The sequence below is a fragment of the Kitasatospora sp. NPDC036934 genome, assembly GCF_055608425.1.
The window spans coordinates 82,191-98,667 of record NZ_JBVJQR010000018.1; the positions used below are offsets into that span (position 1 = coordinate 82,191).

Annotated in this window: 17 protein-coding genes; 9 read left to right on the forward strand and 8 right to left on the reverse strand. The window is 75.2% G+C overall.

All coding sequences use genetic code 11. The features are described 5' to 3' along the window. Positions 1-22: 22 nt before the first annotated feature. The 3 genes from ACZ7BZ_RS26315 (at position 23) to ACZ7BZ_RS26325 (ending at position 2,669) form a co-directional block, all read left to right on the forward strand. Positions 23-1,273, forward strand: coding sequence for an MFS transporter (locus ACZ7BZ_RS26315; protein WP_465746504.1), 1,251 nt, complete (start codon positions 23-25; stop codon positions 1,271-1,273). A gap of 90 nt (positions 1,274-1,363) precedes the next feature. After that, entirely contained in the window at positions 1,364-2,095 is a 732-nt protein-coding gene (locus tag ACZ7BZ_RS26320) for a Mut7-C RNAse domain-containing protein (RefSeq protein ID WP_470360449.1), read from the forward strand. 130 nt (positions 2,096-2,225) lie between these two features. Next, positions 2,226-2,669, forward strand: coding sequence for a cupin domain-containing protein (locus tag ACZ7BZ_RS26325; protein WP_470360450.1), 444 nt, complete (start codon positions 2,226-2,228; stop codon positions 2,667-2,669). Positions 2,670-2,721: 52 nt separating this feature from the next. Here the strand turns inward: ACZ7BZ_RS26325 and ACZ7BZ_RS26330 are convergent, their stop codons facing one another. After that, positions 2,722-3,540, reverse strand: coding sequence for a hypothetical protein (locus ACZ7BZ_RS26330; protein WP_470360451.1), 819 nt, complete (start codon positions 3,538-3,540; stop codon positions 2,722-2,724). A 450-nt stretch (positions 3,541-3,990) separates the two neighbouring features. Between ACZ7BZ_RS26330 and ACZ7BZ_RS26335 the strand changes: the two genes are divergently transcribed. Then, positions 3,991-5,280 carry an alpha/beta hydrolase family protein gene (locus ACZ7BZ_RS26335; RefSeq protein WP_470360452.1) on the forward strand — a complete coding sequence of 430 codons (1,290 nt, stop codon included), beginning with the start codon at positions 3,991-3,993 and terminating at the stop codon, positions 5,278-5,280. A 57-nt stretch (positions 5,281-5,337) separates the two neighbouring features. Here ACZ7BZ_RS26335 and ACZ7BZ_RS26340 read toward each other — a convergent pair whose 3' ends face one another. After that, the gene (locus ACZ7BZ_RS26340) at positions 5,338-5,649 is read right to left on the reverse strand and encodes a hypothetical protein (RefSeq protein ID WP_470360453.1); all 312 of its coding nucleotides are present in this window, start codon (positions 5,647-5,649) and stop codon (positions 5,338-5,340) included. Between the two features lie 85 nt (positions 5,650-5,734). Here ACZ7BZ_RS26340 and ACZ7BZ_RS26345 point away from each other — a divergent pair, with 85 nt between their 5' ends. Next, on the forward strand, positions 5,735-6,220 hold the full coding sequence (locus tag ACZ7BZ_RS26345) for an inorganic diphosphatase (RefSeq protein ID WP_380453151.1): 486 nt from the start codon (positions 5,735-5,737) through the stop codon (positions 6,218-6,220). Between the two features lie 91 nt (positions 6,221-6,311). Here the strand turns inward: ACZ7BZ_RS26345 and ACZ7BZ_RS26350 are convergent, their stop codons facing one another. Beyond that, a complete protein-coding gene (locus ACZ7BZ_RS26350; RefSeq protein WP_470360454.1) occupies positions 6,312-7,628 on the reverse strand; it encodes a pyroglutamyl-peptidase I in 1,317 nt (438 codons plus the stop codon). Between the two features lie 165 nt (positions 7,629-7,793). Here ACZ7BZ_RS26350 and ACZ7BZ_RS26355 point away from each other — a divergent pair, with 165 nt between their 5' ends. Further along, positions 7,794-8,837, forward strand: coding sequence for a TerD family protein (locus ACZ7BZ_RS26355; RefSeq protein ID WP_470360455.1), 1,044 nt, complete (start codon positions 7,794-7,796; stop codon positions 8,835-8,837). 27 nt (positions 8,838-8,864) lie between these two features. Here ACZ7BZ_RS26355 and ACZ7BZ_RS26360 read toward each other — a convergent pair whose 3' ends face one another. The 5 genes from ACZ7BZ_RS26360 to ACZ7BZ_RS26380 all read right to left on the reverse strand — a co-directional run bounded on the left by ACZ7BZ_RS26360 (position 8,865) and on the right by ACZ7BZ_RS26380 (position 13,450). Next, positions 8,865-9,350 carry a GerMN domain-containing protein gene (locus ACZ7BZ_RS26360; RefSeq protein ID WP_470360456.1) on the reverse strand — a complete coding sequence of 162 codons (486 nt, stop codon included), beginning with the start codon at positions 9,348-9,350 and terminating at the stop codon, positions 8,865-8,867. Next, positions 9,347-10,906, reverse strand: a complete 1,560-nt coding sequence (locus ACZ7BZ_RS26365) for a sensor histidine kinase (protein ID WP_470360457.1) — start codon at positions 10,904-10,906, stop codon at positions 9,347-9,349. Before ACZ7BZ_RS26365 ends, ACZ7BZ_RS26360 begins: the two co-directional genes overlap by 4 nt. Continuing rightward, complete coding sequence (locus ACZ7BZ_RS26370) at positions 10,903-11,583, reverse strand: response regulator (RefSeq protein ID WP_470360458.1); 681 nt, start codon at positions 11,581-11,583, stop codon at positions 10,903-10,905. Before ACZ7BZ_RS26370 ends, ACZ7BZ_RS26365 begins: the two co-directional genes overlap by 4 nt. A 455-nt stretch (positions 11,584-12,038) precedes the next feature. Beyond that, the gene (locus ACZ7BZ_RS26375) at positions 12,039-12,701 is read right to left on the reverse strand and encodes a C39 family peptidase (protein WP_470360459.1); all 663 of its coding nucleotides are present in this window, start codon (positions 12,699-12,701) and stop codon (positions 12,039-12,041) included. Positions 12,702-12,829: 128 nt separating this feature from the next. Then, positions 12,830-13,450 (reverse strand): TetR/AcrR family transcriptional regulator, encoded by a 621-nt coding sequence (locus ACZ7BZ_RS26380; protein WP_470360460.1) that lies wholly within the window; start codon positions 13,448-13,450, stop codon positions 12,830-12,832. A gap of 126 nt (positions 13,451-13,576) precedes the next feature. Between ACZ7BZ_RS26380 and ACZ7BZ_RS26385 the strand changes: the two genes are divergently transcribed. The 3 genes from ACZ7BZ_RS26385 to ACZ7BZ_RS26395 all read left to right on the forward strand — a co-directional run bounded on the left by ACZ7BZ_RS26385 (position 13,577) and on the right by ACZ7BZ_RS26395 (position 16,387). Further along, positions 13,577-14,614 (forward strand): aldo/keto reductase, encoded by a 1,038-nt coding sequence (locus ACZ7BZ_RS26385; protein ID WP_470360505.1) that lies wholly within the window; start codon positions 13,577-13,579, stop codon positions 14,612-14,614. Between the two features lie 223 nt (positions 14,615-14,837). Beyond that, the gene (locus tag ACZ7BZ_RS26390; RefSeq protein ID WP_470360506.1) at positions 14,838-15,977 is read left to right on the forward strand and encodes a molybdopterin-dependent oxidoreductase; all 1,140 of its coding nucleotides are present in this window, start codon (positions 14,838-14,840) and stop codon (positions 15,975-15,977) included. Further along, a complete protein-coding gene (locus tag ACZ7BZ_RS26395; RefSeq protein ID WP_470360461.1) occupies positions 15,974-16,387 on the forward strand; it encodes a hypothetical protein in 414 nt (137 codons plus the stop codon). Before ACZ7BZ_RS26390 ends, ACZ7BZ_RS26395 begins: the two co-directional genes overlap by 4 nt. Positions 16,388-16,477 lie beyond the last annotated feature (90 nt).

Genomic DNA, 16,477 nt, shown 5'->3' on the forward strand with positions numbered 1-16,477 from the left:
TCCGCAGTCCGACAGGAGACACGTGCCGAACCAGAGCGCCGCCCGGCTCGCCCTGCTGCCCCCCGCCGGCCCCCAGCGCACCCTCGCCGCAGCCCAGTTGGCGAGCGCGGTGGGCGACGGCGCCTACTACACCTGCTCCGCGCTCTACTTCACCCGGGTCGTCGGCATGTCGCCGACCGCCCTCGGTCTGGGCCTCGCGGTGGCCTGGGCGCTCGGCTCGCTGGCGGGCGTGCCGCTCGGCCACCTCGCCGACCGCCGCGGCCCGCGCCGCACCGCCGTGACGCTCGCGCTCGCCACCGCCGCCGTGGTCGCCGTCCTCCTGGTGGTCCGCTCGTACGCCCCCTTCCTGCTCGCCGTCTGCCTCTACGCCACCGCGCAGTCCGGCCTCACCGCCGCCCGGCAGGCGCTCGTCGCGGGCCTGGTGCCGCCCGCCGAACGCACCGGACTGCTCGCCCACCTGCAGTCAACCCTCAACGGCGGACTCGCCGTTGGCGCCGCCATCGGCGGCATCGCGCTCACCGTTGGCACCCGGACGGCCTACCTCGGCGCCTTCGCCGTCACCGCGCTCGGCTTCCTGGCCGGCGCCCTCGTCCTCCGAGGGCTGCCGGAAGTCCCGCCCGCGCCAAGGGAGTCGGGCACCGGCCCACGCCTGGCCGTGCTGCGGGACCGCCGCTACGCCGCCGTCACCCTGGTCAACACGGTGCTGCTGCTGCGGATGCCGATGCTCAGCCTGATCCTGCCGCTGTGGATCGCCCAACGCGCCCCCGGCCTCGGCTGGCTCGGCTCGGTACTGTTCGTGCTCAACACCCTGGCCGTACTGGCCTTCCAGGTCCGGGCGGCGCGCGACGTCAGCGGACTGGACTCCGCCGTCCGGGCGGTGCGCTCGTCCGGAGTGCTGCTGCTCGCCTCCTGCGTGGTCTGCGGGCTGTCCGTGCTGGACGTCCCGCTGTGGGCCTTCGCCGCCCTGCTGGTGGCCTCGGCCGTCCTCCAGGTCGCCGGCGAGATGCGCCAGTCGGCCGGCTCCTGGCAGCTCGGCTTCGACCTCGCGCCGCCCGAGCGGATCGGCCAGTACCAGGGCTTCTTCGGCACCGGCGTGGCCGTCGCCCGCACCCTCGGACCGCTGCTGCTCACCGCCCTTCTGCTGGACGGCGGGCTCGCCGGCTGGCTGGTGCTGGGCGCGGTGTTCCTCGCCGCCGGGTACGCGATGGGCCCGGTGGCCCGCTGGGCGGCTCGCGACCGGGCGCCGCTGGCAGCGGCGGCGGCCGCCTCGTAGGGCGAGTCCGGGCCTGTCCGCCGGACGGGCCCAGGGCGGGGCCGGGCAAACCGGTGGCCCCGGCCCGCCGTCCGCTGGCATGCTGGCCGCGTGGAAAGACCCCAGATCTGGCTCGACTTCGCCCCCGAGCTGCACCTCTTCGTCTCCGCGCCCCGGCGGGCCGGCCGCACCGCGCTGCGTACCGACGGCTCCTCCAGCCTCGGCCACGTTGTCGAGTCCCTGGGTGTCCCGCTCACCGAGGTCGGCACCCTGCGGGTGGACGGCCGGCCGGTGCCCGACTCGTACGTCCCGGCCGAGGACGAGCACGTCAGCGTGGAGGCGGTGGCCCGGCCGCAGCCCTCGCCCGCCGCGCCGCGCTTCCTGCTGGACGTCCACCTCGGCACCCTCGCCCGCCGGATGCGCCTGCTCGGCCTCGACGCCGCGTACGAGAACCCGGACATCGGCGACGCCGCGCTGGCCGCCCGCTCCGCCGCCGAGCAGCGCATCATGCTCTCCCGCGACCGCGGCCTGCTGCGCCGCCGCGAGCTGTGGGCCGGCGCCTACGTCTACAGCCACCGCCCCGCCGAGCAGCTGCGCGACGTGCTCTCCCGCTTCGCCCCGCCGCTCGCCCCCTGGAGCCGCTGCACCACCTGCAACGGCACCCTGCGCACGGTGAGCAAGACCACCGTGCGCGAGCAGCTCCACGACGGCACCGAGCGCTCCTACGACGCCTTCGCCCAGTGCACGGAGTGCGGCCAGGCCTACTGGCGCGGCGCCCACCACGCCCGGCTGGAGGCGATCGTCACCGACGCCGTGCGCGAGTTCGGGGGCGTCCCGGGGTAGCGGCTGCGCGGGCGTCCCGAGGTCGGACGTCGGCCGGTGCCGAAGGCGGGCCCAAGCGGTGGGCGTGGTCCGATCGGCGACGGGGGACGATCCCGGGAACTCCGTCGTACGAGAGAGGCCGGGTCGTCGGATGAACGATCAGTCAGTGCAGCAGTCCGTCTCAGCACGGCACCAGGCGTTCGAGAGCGCCGAGGCCGCCGACGCCCCCGTGGTGACCGCCCCGGACGGCGCCGTGGTCCGCCCGCTGCTGGTCCTGGACGGGCTCGGCAGCCTAGCCGTCTTCGAGCTCGCCCCCGGGCAGGTCACCCACGCGGTGTCGCACGCCACCGTGCAGGAGCTGTGGCAGGTCACCGGCGGCGGCGGCGAGTTGTGGCGGCGTCAGGACGGCCGGGAGGAGGTGCACCGGCTCGACCCCGGCACGGCCGTGTCGATCCCGCTGGGCACGGCCTTCCAGTTCCGGGCCGACCCGGACGGCGACGGGCTGCGGATCACCGCCGTCACCATGCCGCCCTGGCCGGGGACGGACACCGAGGCGCACCCCGAGGACGGCCCTTGGAGGGCGACCGTCCGATGAGCCGGGCCTGGTGCGGCAACTGCCGGTAGCGCGAAGGCAGTTGCAGCGCCGGCTACGGCGTGTGCAGGCCGAGGGTCCAGACGTGGTGGTGGTAGCGGCCCATCCGGGTCGGATGGCGCTCAACCAGCGTCGCGGTCAGGCCCTCGGCCGTCCGGCGCAGCGCGCCGGTGAAGCGGTGCCGCTGGTCCGGCGCGAGCGGGAGCAGTTCTGCGAGCACCGCGTCGTCCAGCTCCCGCCCGACGGCGCGCAGCACCCCCGCGTCCAGCACCAGCAGGGTGCCGTCGGGCAGCACCAGCGGCGCGGGGGCCTGGGCGTCGGAGAGCCGCGGGCCGCGCTCGACCACCCCGCCGGGCAGCAGCCGCACCACCCGGCTGCCGGTGGGGTTCCGGCGGTCCGCCTCGACGACGCGCAGCCCGCCGTCGACCACGTAGTGGCCGTAGCTGGGCCAGCTGTCGGTGACGGCGCCGTCCCGGGCGTGCGCCCGGGTGTGGAAGGCGCCGTAGCCCTCCAGCCCGAGCACGAACCGGCCGTCGTCGCCGAGCGCCGCGCCGCGCTCGCCGCGCAGTTCGGCGACCAGGGAGCCGGTGGCGAGGTCCAGTAGCAGGGCCGGGCCCAGGTGGCCCCAGGCCGTGTACTCGAAGGAGTCGGTGGTGACCAGCACCCGGTCGGCGGACAGGTGTGCCGCGTTCGGCCGCCCCGGGCAGGGCCGGCGCCAGCGGACCCCGCCGTCCGGGCCGACCCAGCTGAGCCAGCCGTTCCCGCCGTGCACCTCCCAGCCGTCCCGCCGCGCCAGCGGCTCCGCCGGGCGCCCCTGCGGGCGTCCGCCGGGCTCGTGACGGTGGTCCAGGACGGTGACCTGCCAGCTCCCCATGGGCCGGATGCTATCGGCTGGGGCCGGGCGGCGGAGGGCGTTCCGACGGGTGCCCACGGGGCCCGGACCGCGGACAACCGCCCCGGTGCGGCGCCGCGTTGACCCTTCGAGGGTTCACCGTCGCCCTCGTCACGCCCGCCATCGCTTCCGGAGTCGGCGCCGCCGCGCAGCCCCGGGCCGCTACCCCGGCCGGCACCACCGGCACCACCACCCCGCCCGACAACGACGGCCGGGACCGACAGGTGGGTTATCCCTACCCCGGTCCGGTGGGCTGGCCATGTGTCCGCCCCGGCCGAACTGCGGTTGGCTGGACGGCAGATGGTCGGTGCGGGCCGCGCAGGTGCGCCGCCCCGCAGCGCCACCGCCAACCACCGGTGAAGGCCACCGGCCTTCCCGAGAACGAGGAGTGGAACGATCAATACCTCACACCGCACCGCCCGACGGTGCACCATGACGACCGGCGACGGCGCGGTGGACCTCGCGGTGCCGTCGAGCACCGGCCACCGGGGCGCCCCCGGCAGCAGCTCCGTCGGCCCCGTGAAACGCAGTCGCCGTATCGGCGCTGTCGCGGTGCTGGCGCTCGCCGCCCTCGTCGCCGGAACCGGCACCGGGTTCGCCGCCACGACCGAACCGTCGGCCCCACCGGTGGCCGCGCACGCGTTCGGCACCGCACCCGCCACGGCCACGGCCACCGCGCGGTCCTTCCAAGGCGCGCTCCCCGCGCCGACCGGCCCCTACGCCGCCGGCGAGGACGTCATCCACCTCACCGACGCGAGCCGTCCCGACCCGTGGGTGCCGTCGTCCGGTCCCCGCCAACTGGCCGTCACGATGGTCTACCCGGCCGTCCCCGGGACCGGGACCCCGGCCCCTTACATGACCCTCGGCGAGGCAGCCGGAATCGTCCAGCGGCAGAACTTGCCGGCGAGCTCCGGCGTCACCCCGCAGACCCTTGCCGGCGTCACCACGCACGCCTTCGACGGCGCGCGGCCGCAGCGCGGCAAGTATCCGCTGGTGGTCCTCTCACCCGCGTACGAGGACCCGCGCATGACGCTCACCTCGCTCGCGACCGACCTGGCCAGTCACGGCTACGTCGTCGCGCTCGTCGGCGACACCTACGAGGACAGCGGCGAGACGCTGGCGGACGGCCGGACGACGCCGTGCGCGATCTGCGGTGACCGGGCGCGGATCGACTCCATCCCCGCCAGCCGCGCGCTGGACGTGTCCTTCGTGATCGACCGGTTGACGCACGGCAATACCGCGTGGCGCCTGGCACACCTCATCGACAAGCACGAGATCGGCATGGCCGGACACTCCCTCGGCGGAGCGTCGGCCGCCGACACGATGATCGCCGACCCGCGGGTACGGGCCGGAGTGAACATGGACGGCGCCTTCAAGCCGGCCCCGGTGCCCGGCCAGATCGACCGGCCGTTCCTCATGCTGGGTACGGCCGAGAACCACCCGGTCGGTGGCGACGACACCACGTGGGGGCAGGCCTGGGCCGCCCTCGGCGGCTACAAGAAGTGGCTGACGGTGGCCGGCGCCGACCACTTCAGCTTCAGCGACCTGGACCTGCTTCACGAGCAGGCCGGGTTCCCGACGCCGCCCCTCTCCCCGGAACGCGGGGTGGAGATCACCCGCGAGTACGTGACGGCGTTCTTCGACCAGACGCTGAAGGGGATCCGCAGTCCGCTGCTGGACGGTCCCTCGCCGAACAATCCGGAAGTACTCTTCCAGCCCTAGCGTTGATCCGTCGCAGGTTCCTGCGGCTTCGAGTGGGCTGCCGTCGTAGCTCGGGTGTCAGGGCTTGGCGTCGTGTTCGTCGCAGGCCAGGACGAAGGTGTCGATGGCCGCGGCCGGTTCGTCGGGGGAGGCGAACCGGCCGCGGCACCTGCTCGAACGGTGCGGTGCGGTGCGGTGCGGTGCGGTGCGGTGCGCGAGTCTGCCAGGCGTTCGAGCACCGCACGCTCGGCCTGGGTCGGTTCGGTCCTGAACGATCTGGTCGGCCGCATCGCCCCGCCCCGAGATCAGCTGACCGTCAGGGTGGTGCGTGCCGTCGCCGGGGGGCGGATCAGGCAGGATGGGCGCCATGGCCAGCTCGAACGCCGTCAAGGCCGCAGCCTTGCAGCAGCGGGTTTGAAGACCGGCCCGAGGAGCCGAGGAGGAGGCCGCGGTGGAACCCGCCGAGTTCGAGGTGATGATCGAGACCCCCCAGGGGTCGCGCAACAAGTACGTGATGGACTTCGCGGCGGGCCGGATCCGCCTCGACCGCACGCTCTTCACCGCCACCCGCTACCCCACCGACTACGGCTACGTCGAGGGCACCCTCAGCGGAGACGGCGAACCGTTGGACGCCCTGGCCCTCGGCCGCGAACCGGCCGTCCCCGGCTGCGTGCTCACCTGCCGGGCGGTCGGCATGTGGGTGATGCGCGACGAACGCGGCCCGGACCAGAAGATCCTCTGCGTTCCGGCCCGTGACCCGCGCTACGCCGACCTCCGCGACATCGGCGACCTGCCCGAGTTCGACCTGCTGGAGATCACCCACTTCTTCCAGGTCTACAAGGCCCTGGAACGCGGCAAGGCGGTCGAGGGCTCGCACTGGGCCGGCCGGGACGCCGCCTACGCGGAGATCACCGGCTCCCGCGCCCGGGCGGCGGGCACCCGGTTCGCCCGCCCGGCGTAGGCGCGTCCGGCCCGACCCGGACTGCCCGACTGCGGCGGGCCGGGTCGGGCGGGCGAGGGGCCGGGAGTGGTGCCGGACAAGGGCCGTCTGCTCAGAGCCGGGCGCCGCGCAGGATGGCGCCGACCTCGTCCGCGATGGCGGCCTCGTTGTGCTCGAACTCCGGTGCGGTGAGCCGGTCCTGCTGGGCCGGGAGGCCGGTGAGCACGGGGGTGTGGAGGTGCCCGCCGGGGAGGTCGGGGTCGAGGTCGAGGCGCAGCCGGTTGGAGCGGTAGGCGACTTCGTTGGAGAGGTAGCCCCCGCCGCCGCCGGCGACGGCGCGGGAGCCGGGGGTGGGGCCGTCGGGGCGCTGGACGGGGGCGGCGGCGCCCGCCGGGATCTCGGTGACGGGGGTGTTGAGCAGGACCGGGTAGGGCTGCTGGACGGCCGTCATGGCGTCGGTGGGCAGGGTGGTGCGGATGAACTGCGGTCCGTCGGCGAGGCCGGGGGCGTCGACCGGGTGGGTGGTGGTGCCGCCGGAGAGCGCGCCGACGTTGTCGGTTGCCGGGTCGGCGGAGCGGGCGCGTCCGGCCCAGGCCTCCAGGGTGAACGTGCCGGGGTAGCCCTGGCTGATGCTGGTGATCAGGTCGGCGGACTGCGGGCCGTCCGGCCGCAGGTGGGGGCCGAAGGCGCGTTCCACGATCCCGTGGTCGAAGTCGCCGTAGCGCACCGGCAGGACGACGGCCCGCACCTCGGCGGTAGTGCCGTCGGCGAGGGTGATCCGCCGGCCGTGGAGTTGCAGCACGGCCGCGCCGGCCGGGTTGGCGCGGCGCGGTTCGGTGTCCAGACCGTACGGGTCGAAGCCGCTGACGAAGATCCGCCGGACGTCGCTCCCGGGCCCGGAGCCGGATCCGGCGGAGAAGCCGTCGTCCAGGCCGCGCGAGGCGTCCTCGAAGCGGGCCCGGAGTGCGGCGTGGTCGACGCGGAACCGGGGCTGCCACTGCGCGATCCGGACGGTCATGGCGAGCCGGGCCCAGTACAGCGGGCGGTCGTCCAGGGCGGGCAGTTCGCCGCTGGGGCGCCGGCCCTGGGCGCGGTCGAGGCCGGCCTGCCAGAGCTTGCGGCCCCAGGCGTCGACCACCCGTTCGGCGCGGTGGGCGGTGCGGGCGGAGCAGAGGGCGGCGGGGAAGTCGTGCAGCAGGTCGGCGAGGCCGGAGCGTTCGGTGAAGGCGGTGGTGCGGGGGTCCTGGAGCCGGGCCTGTTCGGCGTCCAGGGGCGCGGTGGTGACGGTCCGGCAGTCGGCCGGTGCGGCCTGGGCGGCGGCCGGGGCGAGGAGGGTCGCGAGGGTGCCGGCGAGGGCGGTGGCCAGCGCGGCGGCGCGGCGGGCGGTGCGGCCGGTGGTGCGCCCGGCGTCACGGTGGGTATTTGTCATGGACACCGACGATAAGCGGCGGGCCGACACCCCGCCAGGGTGCCCGCCCGGCAGGCGCGTGCCTGCCGGAATCCCGCCCGGTCCGGCCCGGACCGGGCGGGAACCGGTGTGACCTCTACAGCGTTGTCGTGGTCGAACAGCAGGAATCGGACGTGGAGGAACCCCATGAGCGTGGCCCTGACGAAGGGCGGCAACGTCTCCCTGAACCGGCAGGCGCCCGGTGTGCGGTCCGTGCGGGTGTGCCTCGGCTGGGCGGTCGGAGCCGAGTACGACCTGGACGCCAGCGCGCTGCTCTGCGGGGAGAACGGAAAGGTCCTCTCGGACCGGCACTTCGTCTTCTTCAACAACCTGCAGAGCCCGGACGGCGCGGTCCGCCACCTCGGCGCGGGCGGCGCGGGCGGCGCGGGCGAGGACCGGGAGCGGATCGAGGTCCGGCTCGCGGACGTGGCGCCCGAGGTGCGGAAGGTCGTCTTCCCGGTGGCGATCTACGACGCGGCGCAGCGCCGGCAGTCCTTCGGGCAGGTGCGCGGCGCGTACGTCCGGCTCGTCGACGCGGACGGCGGCGGCGAGGTGGCCCGCTACGAGGTGACCCCGGAGGCGGGCATCGAGACGGCCATGGTGTTCGGCGAGCTCTACCGCAACGGCGCGGACTGGAAGTTCCGGGCCGTCGGGCAGGGCTATGCCGCGGGGCTCGCGGGCATCGCCACCGACTTCGGCGTCGACGTCCTTCAGCCCGCGGCGACGCCCGCGCCGACGCCCGCGGCGCCGGTTCCGGTGCCCGCCGCGCCCGCCGTGGCCCCGGCCGTCCCCGCTGTTCCGAAGACCCAGCCAGCAACAGGGAGTTCACCCGTGACGTGTTTCTTCGACCCCACCCACGGTGTCGGCTCGGCCGTGGTGCTGTGGCAGCCGCAGTGGGGCGTGCCGCGCCAGGTCGAGACCTGCGCCGCCTGCGCCCAGCGGGTGCAGACCACCGTCCCGCCGTTCTACACCCCGCAGCAGGGCTACCCGCAGGCCGGCTACCCGCAGCCGGTCCAGGCGCAGGTGCCCGCCCAGCAGGAGCAGGGCGGTCGCCGGTTCGGCACCGGCGCGATGATCGGCGCCGGTGCGGCCGGCCTGGTCGGCGGCATGCTGCTCAACGAGGCGCTGAGTGACGACGAGCCGCAGGTGGTGGTCAACAACTACTACGAGGACGACGACTCGTTCTTCTAAACCGTCAGGTCGTCGACGCCTCCGCGGTCAGCCGGTGCGGTGCAGGTCGCACTGCTGCTGGATGGCCGAGGGGGCGTCGCTGCTGACGATGGCGACCTTCGGCACCGGCCCGGCGGTGGGCGCGTCCTCGGTGGTGCAGACGAGCTGTTGGATGGCGGGGGCGGACAGCGAGGCGGCCGGCCAGGAGAGCCGCAGGGTGACCACCCCGGGAGTTGCGGTGGCCTGGACCCTGCCGTTCGCCGGGAGGTCGCTGTACAGGCCCTGGTGGTACTCGGTCTTGTCGGGCCCGCCCAGCAGGGTGTCCAGGGTCTGCTGGAGGTCCTCGCGCTGCGCGGTCGGGCGGATCGCGGGGCGGATGCCGTGCGGGTCGAGGAAGTACAGCCGGGTGCCGGGCTGCACGCCGGTGGCCGGCTGTCCGCTGCGGACGGCGCCGGTGGTGGAGATCGAGCAGCCGCAGACGAGCAGCAGGGCGGCGGCCAGGGCGGCCGGCCGGGCGAGGCGGCGGACGGTCACAGCTCCTCCTCCGGGTCGAGCCCGCGGGGCAGGACGAGGGTGAACACCGCACCGCCGTCGGGGGAGTTGGCGGCCCGGACGAGGCCGCCGTGCAACCGGGCGTTCTCCTGGGCGATGGCCAGCCCCAGTCCGCTGCCCTCGGACCGCGCCCGGGACTTGTCGGCCTTGTAGAACCGGTCGAACAGGTGCGGGAGGTCGGCCGGCGGGATGCCCGCGCCGTGGTCGGTGACGGTGAGCACCAGTTCGTCCGCCGAGCCGCGCAGGGCCAGCCGCACCGGCGGGCGGCCGTGCCGCAGGGCGTTGCCGGCCAGGTTGGCGACGATGACGTCGAAGCGGCGCGGGTCCAGGCGGACGGGCAGGGCGGCGGGCAGGTCGAGGTCGACCCGCTTGCTCCAGCCGCGCAGGTCGAGCGTCTCGCGCACGGCGGTGGCGGCGTCGACGGCCTCGGTGCGCAGCGGGGCGGCTCCGGCGTCCAGGCGGGAGATCTCGATGAGGTCGTTGACCAGGCGGGTCAGCCGTACCGTCTCGCTGCTGATCATGCGCAGGGCGGTGCCGGTGTCGGCGGGCAGCTGCTCGGCGTCCTCGTCGAGGATGTCGGTGACGGCGAGCATCGCGGCCAGCGGGGTGCGCAGTTCGTGGGAGACGTCGGCGGCGAAGCGCCGGCCCTGGGACTCGATGGCGCGCAGCTCCTCGATGGTGCCCTGGAGGGTGCGGGCGGTGTGGTTGAAGGTCTTGGAGAGCTGGGCGAGTTCGTCGTGCCCGGTGACGGTCAGCCGGGTGTCCAGTCGGCCCTGGGCGAGGGCCCGGGCGGCGTCGCCGAGGGCCCGGACCGGTCGCAGGACCTGGCGGGCGGCCAGCAGGGCGAGCCCGGCGGCCAGCACGGCGGCGAACGCCCCGGCCCCGGCGGCGCCGGCGAGCAGGGAGTCGGCGGTGCCCTGTTCGCGGTCGAGGGGGAGGGCGGCGTAGACGGTGAGCCCGGACGGCCCGGTGGAGGCGGCGCCCTTCGCGTAGCTGACGGGGACGCCGACGGCGAGCCAGGGGTGGCCGTCGTCGGTGAAGCGCTGGAAGGCGGCATGGCCGCTGCCGACGGTGTGCTGGAGCGCCGGCGGGACGGCGAAGGGCTGGGTCCACTCCGAGCGGGCCGTGCCGTAGGAGGCCAGCACCCGCCAGTCGCGGAAGCCGCCGGTGCCCGACAGCTGGCCGGCCAACCGGTCGAGTTCGCCCTGGGTGGGCGGGAAGGGCAGGGCCGGGGCGAGGACGTCGACGCGGCGGCGCAGTTCGTCCAGGGCGGTGTCCTTGGTGAGGTCGAGGGTGGAGGTGGTGGCGGCCCGGTAGGTGAGCGCGGCGGTGGCCAGGGCGCTCAGGGCGGCGACGGCCACGAAGGCGACCAGCAGGCGCGGGCGCAGGCCGGCGACGGCACGGCGCAGCCGGAGCAGCCGGGGCGGGTGGGGCTCCTCGGTCCGGCGGGGCGCGTCGGCGGGGGGCCCGGCGGGAGCGCCGGCGGGGTCGTGGGCGGGCGTCGGGTGGGGGCCGTGGGCGGGGCCGGGGGCGGTCACAGCGGTCCGAAGCGGTAGCCGAAGCCGCGGACGGTCTGGATGTAGCGCGGCGCGGCGGGGTCGTCCTCGATCCTGGCGCGCAGCCGGTTCACCCCGGCGTCGACCAGGCGGATGTCGTCCTGGCGGCCGAGCCCCCAGACGGACTGCAGGAGTTGCTCCCGGCTGAGGACCCGGCCGGGGGCTGCGGCCAGTTCCAGCAGCAGGCGCAGTTCGCTGGGCGCCAGCGGGAGCGGGGCGCCGCCTTTGGTGACGGTCAGCGCCGAGCGGTCCAGCACCAGGTCGCCATGGGTCTCCCGGTCCGCCTCCGGGCCCGGCCCGCCCGCGCGGCGCAGGACGGCGCGGATCCGGGCGTCCAGGACGCGGGACTGGGCGGGCTTGACCACGTAGTCGTCGGCGCCGGCCTCCAGGCCGAGCACGGTGTCCACGTCGTCACCGAGCGCGGTCAGCATGATCACCGGGGTGGTCCCGGCCCGGCGCAGCCGCCGGCAGACCTCCAGGCCGTCGATCCCGGGCAGCATCAGGTCCAGGACCACCAGCTCCGGCGGCTCCCGGTGGGCGGCCTCCAACCCCGCCTCGCCGGAGGCCGCCGTGCGCACCTCGTGGCCCTGGCGGCGCAGGCCCAGGGCCAGTGCCTCGCGTACGGAGTCGTCGTCCTCGATCAGGAGCAGCCGTGCCATGTGAGCCAGTATCCGGGTTGACCTGCGGGGACGCGTCTCCGGGGGTGGGGCGGGGGCGGGGCTGTTGCGGAACGCTCGTACGCGGCTCACGCGGCTCACGCGGCTCACGCGGCTCACGCGGCGGGCGGGCGAGGGCGGTGGGCACCGAGGTGGGCACCGAGGTGGGCACTGGGCCCCGGCCTCGCCCGGCAGGTGGTCGCCGCCGCGCACGGCATGCGCCCGCCGCGCTGGAACGTCGACACCCGGGACTTCGAGCGCCCGGGTGCGGAGCGGGTCGTCGAGACCGCGAAGGCCCGGCCGCGCTCCGGCCCGACCGTGCCGCCGCACGACGGCGGGGCGACCGGGCGCAGAGCGTGGAGGCACTGGAAGGGCTACTGCCCTGGCTCCGGGCCGGCGGTTTCGTGTTCGGCTGCCCCGGATCCCCCGGCGGTGACGAGCGGCTCCCGGGGCAAGGGTCAGCGGATGACCACCGCCATGTGCCCGTACGTGGCGTAGCCGTCGGCGAAGTCCTGCTCGGAGACGGTGGTGCGGCCGCGGGCCGGGTCGTTGACCGACACCTTGCCGCCGCTGAACCCCGTGACCACGACGGTGTGTTCGGCCGTCCCGGCGTACAGCACGCTCCGGCCGTCGTAGGCCGTGTAGGTGGTGCTCTTGAGGTGCCGCCAGAGGTAGTCCACCCAGACGATCGCCGGGTGGCCGGCGGCGAGCTGGTCCTTGAGCTGCTGGACCGAGATGCCCGAGCCGTCCTGGAGCACGGTGAGCCCGTACGAGCGGGCGGCCTCGGCGACGGGAGGGGAGTAGACGCCGAAGCCGGTGCCGCCGGTCTCCGAGCCGTCGGGATCGCCGACGAAGGCCTCGTAGGGGTCGCCGGACCGCGGGCCGGAGTGGCCGAACTCGGGATGTGCCCGGTCGACGCCGATCCGGTCCAGGATCTGCTGGTCGTCGGCCGTCACGTCCCGCGCGGCGAGGACCATGCGCAGTGCGGCGGCCTCGCAGTCGTCGCTGAGCTGCTGGTGGTAGTAGGGGACGGTAGCGGCGGCGGGGGCGGGGGTGGCACCCAGCGCCAGGGTCGCGGTGGTCAGGGCGGCGAGTAGGGAAGCGCGTGCGGTAATCGTCATGGCCATGACGCTACGAAGGCCGGTCGCGCTCCGCAGCCGGTGAGGGGCGATCAGGTGACGGGGCGTACCTCTTCGTCGGTTCCGGTGGGCCCGGCCCCCAGGCCGTCGGCGTACTCGCCCCTCGCTCCTCAGTCCTCCGCGCGCCGGTACGCCCCCGCCCGGGCGGCGGCCTCGGCCGCCGCTGCGGCGCGGTCGGCGGCGGCCCGGTCGAGCGGCTCGGCGGTGGTGAGCATCCGGTAGTAGAGCGGCGCCGAGACGGCCCGGATCACCTCGAACGGGTCGGTGCCGGCGGGGAGTTCGCCGCGCTCGACGGCCTCGGTGACGCACGGCGCCCACTCCTCGACCCGGCGCCGGTAGAAGTGCCGCAGCGCCTCGGCGGTGCCCGGATCGCCGTTGGCGGCGACGAGGACGGCGCGGAACAGCGCGCCCTGCCGGGGGTCGGCCAGGGTCTGCTGGACCAGTCGGGCGTTGGCCCGGAGGTCCTCGGCGAGCGAGCCGCTGCGGGCGCGCGGCAGCGACTGCTCGGCCATGTCCGCGAGCAGGTCGGCGACCAGGGCGGTGGTGCTGCCCCAGCGGCGGTAGACGGTGGTGCGGCCGACCTCGGCCCGCTGGGCGAGGTCGCCGAGGTCGAGACCGCCGAAGCCGTGTTCGACCAGGGCGTCCTCGGCGGCCCGCAGGACGGCGGCACGCACCCGGGCGGTGCGGCCGCCGGGACGGACGGTTCCGGGCGTGGAGGGCTCGTCGGCCATTAACGGGATTCCTGTTCCATTAGCTGGGTGGAGTCTGCTAGTTTCGACTCATCCTAACGGAACGAGAGTCCCATTAGGGGCTCCGGGAGGAGTGCCTTCATGTCAACCACCGTGGAATCCACCGGCATGGAATACCGCCGACTCGGCGCATCCGGCCTCAAGGTCCCCGCCCTGAGCCTCGGCACCGGCACCTTCGGCGGCCGCGGCCCGCTGTTCGGCGCCTGGGGCACCACCGACGTCCAGGAGGCCCGCCGCCTCCTCGACATCGCCATCGACGCCGGCGTCACCCTCTTCGACACCGCCGACGTCTACTCCGACGGCGCCTCCGAGGAGGTGCTTGGCCAGGCCCTCCGCGGCCGCCGCGACCAGGTGCTGATCTCCACCAAGGCCGGCCTTCCGCTCGGCGACGGCCCCCAGCAGGCCGGCACCTCCCGCGCCCGGCTCATCCGCGCGGTGGACGACGCGCTGCGCCGCCTCGAAACCGACCACCTCGACCTCTTCCAACTGCACGCCTACGACGCCGCCACCCCGATCGAGGAGGTGCTGGCCACCCTGGAGGACCTCGTCCGCGCGGGCAAGATCCGCTACACCGGCGTCTCCAACTTCTCCGGCTGGCAGCTGATGAAGTCCCTCGACCTGGCCGAGCGGCACGGCCGCCCCCGCTACGCAGCCCACCAGGTCTACTACTCCCTGGTCGGCCGCGACTACGAGTGGGAGCTGATGCCGCTCGCCGAGCAGGAGGGCGTCGGCGCCCTGGTCTGGAGCCCGCTCGGCTGGGGCCGCCTCACCGGCCGGATCCGCCGCGGCCGACCGCTCCCGGCCGGCAGCCGACTGCACGACACCGCCGACTACGGCCCGCCGGTCGACGACGACCTGCTCCACCGGGTGGTCGACGCCCTCGACGAGATCGCCGCCGAAACCGGCCGCACCGTCCCGCAGATCGCGATCAACTGGCTGCTGCGCCGCCCCACCGTCTCCTCCGTCATCATCGGCGCCCGCAACGAGGACCAGCTCCGCCAGAACCTCGGCGCCATCGGCTGGTCCCTGACCCCCGACCAGGTCGCCCGCCTCGACGCCGCCAGCACCCGCACCGCCCCCTACCCGTACTTCCCCTACCGCCGCCAGGCCGGCTTCGCCCGCCTCGACCCGCCTCTGGCCGGCTGACCGGGCGGCGTCGACCGCTGGGCGCGCCCCCGTGCCGAGCCGGGTACCTCCGCGACGCCCTCGGCCGCGCGATCGGCCGGAGCCGCGGACCCGCCGGAGCCGCGGATCCGCCGGCCGTACGAATTCCGTAAGCGGCCGACTCCACCGGCCCGGGCCCGGCGGCTGCTGTCATGGCAGGGTGCGACGAACCCCTTCCTCCCCGTTCTCCGGGCGGCACTTCGACCTGCCGCCGCCGACGCCGCCCGAGGCGCTGCGGAAAGGACCGCTGCGCGAAGGTGCGTTCCGCTCCCGGCTCCACGATTCCCGCACCGCCGTGGTGATCGGCCGCTGGCTCGGCGCGGCGCTGCTGCTCTGCTTCCTCACCGGGCTGTACAGCCACGCGCTGCAGGAGCCGCCAGGCTGGCTGCGCGACCACCTGCCCACCCGACCGGTGGGGCTCTACCAGGCCACCCAGGGGGCGCACGTGATCAGCGGCATCGCCGCGATCCCGTTGCTGGGCGCCAAGTTGTGGACCGTCTACCCGAGGTTGTTCGAATGGCCCCCCGCGCGCAGTGTGCGGCACGCGCTGGAGCGGCTGGGCATCCTGCTGCTGGTCGCGTCGATGGTGCTGGAACTGTTCACCGGGCTGCTCAACACCCTGCAGTGGTACGTGTGGCCGTTCCCGTTCCGGCAGACGCACTTCTGGCTGGCGTGGATCGCGGTGGGCGGGCTGCTGCTGCACCTGGCCGTCAAGTCGCCCGAGATCGCCGCCCATTGGCGGCGCGGGCGGCCCGGCCCGGCGGAGCGCCGGAGCTTCCTGACCGCCGTCACCGCGTCCGTCCTGGCGGTGACGGCGGTCACCGCCGGACAGACGGTGCCGTGGCTGCGCCGGATCGACCTGCTGGCGCCGCGACGCCCGGGCGACGGCCCCCAGGGCCTGCCGGTCAACCGGACCGCGGCCGCGGCGGGCACCGAACTACCGCCCGCCGACTGGCGGTTGACCGTCACCGGCCCGCGGCCGTACCAGCTGTCCATGGCCGAACTGCTGGCCATGGACCAGCACGAAGCCGTGCTGCCGATCTCCTGCGTCGAAGGCTGGAGCGCCTCCGCGCACTGGGCCGGGGTGCGCATCCGCGACCTGGTGGCCCGCGCCGGAGCCCCGGCCACCGCCCGGCTGCGGATCACCTCCCTGGAGGCGGACGGCCCCTACCGGCAGACCGAGATGGAGGCCGCCCATGCCGCCGACCCGCTGACCCTGCTGGCGCTGCGGGTCGACGGCGCGGTCCTGGACGCCGACCACGGCTTCCCGGCCCGGGTGATCGCGCCGGGCCGACCGGGCGTGCTGCAGACCAAGTGGGTGGCGCGGATCGAGGTGATCGCATGAACGCGGCGAGGGTGCTGCGGACGGTGACCGGGCTGGTCGCGGTGGGCGTGATCGGCTACGGCGGGCACGGGCTGCTGGCTGACCCGGACCTCCGCGACCCGCTGGACGTCGGGATCTGGGCGGCCGGGGGAGTGGTGCTGCACGACGGGTTGTGGCTCCCCCTGGTCTGCCTGGCCGGGGCGGCCCTGCCCCGGCTGTCCTGGACGGTGCGCGGCGGCCTGATCGTGGCCACCGCACTGACCGCGGTCGGGCTGCCGGCCGTCCTGCACGCGGGCGAAGGCGCCAACCCGACCGCGCTGCCGCTGCCCTATGCGCGCAACCTGGGGTGGCTGCTGCTCGCGACGGCCGCGGTCACCCTGCTCCTGGAGGCGGTCGGCCGGGCACGCCGGTCGCGCCGGCCAGGCCGGTAGCCCGTTCGGCGGCGCGGCCACGCGGCCAGTGGTGGCAACGTGGTGGCTGATGCGGACCCCGGGTCCGCCTCCCGGCGCCATTCGGGCTGG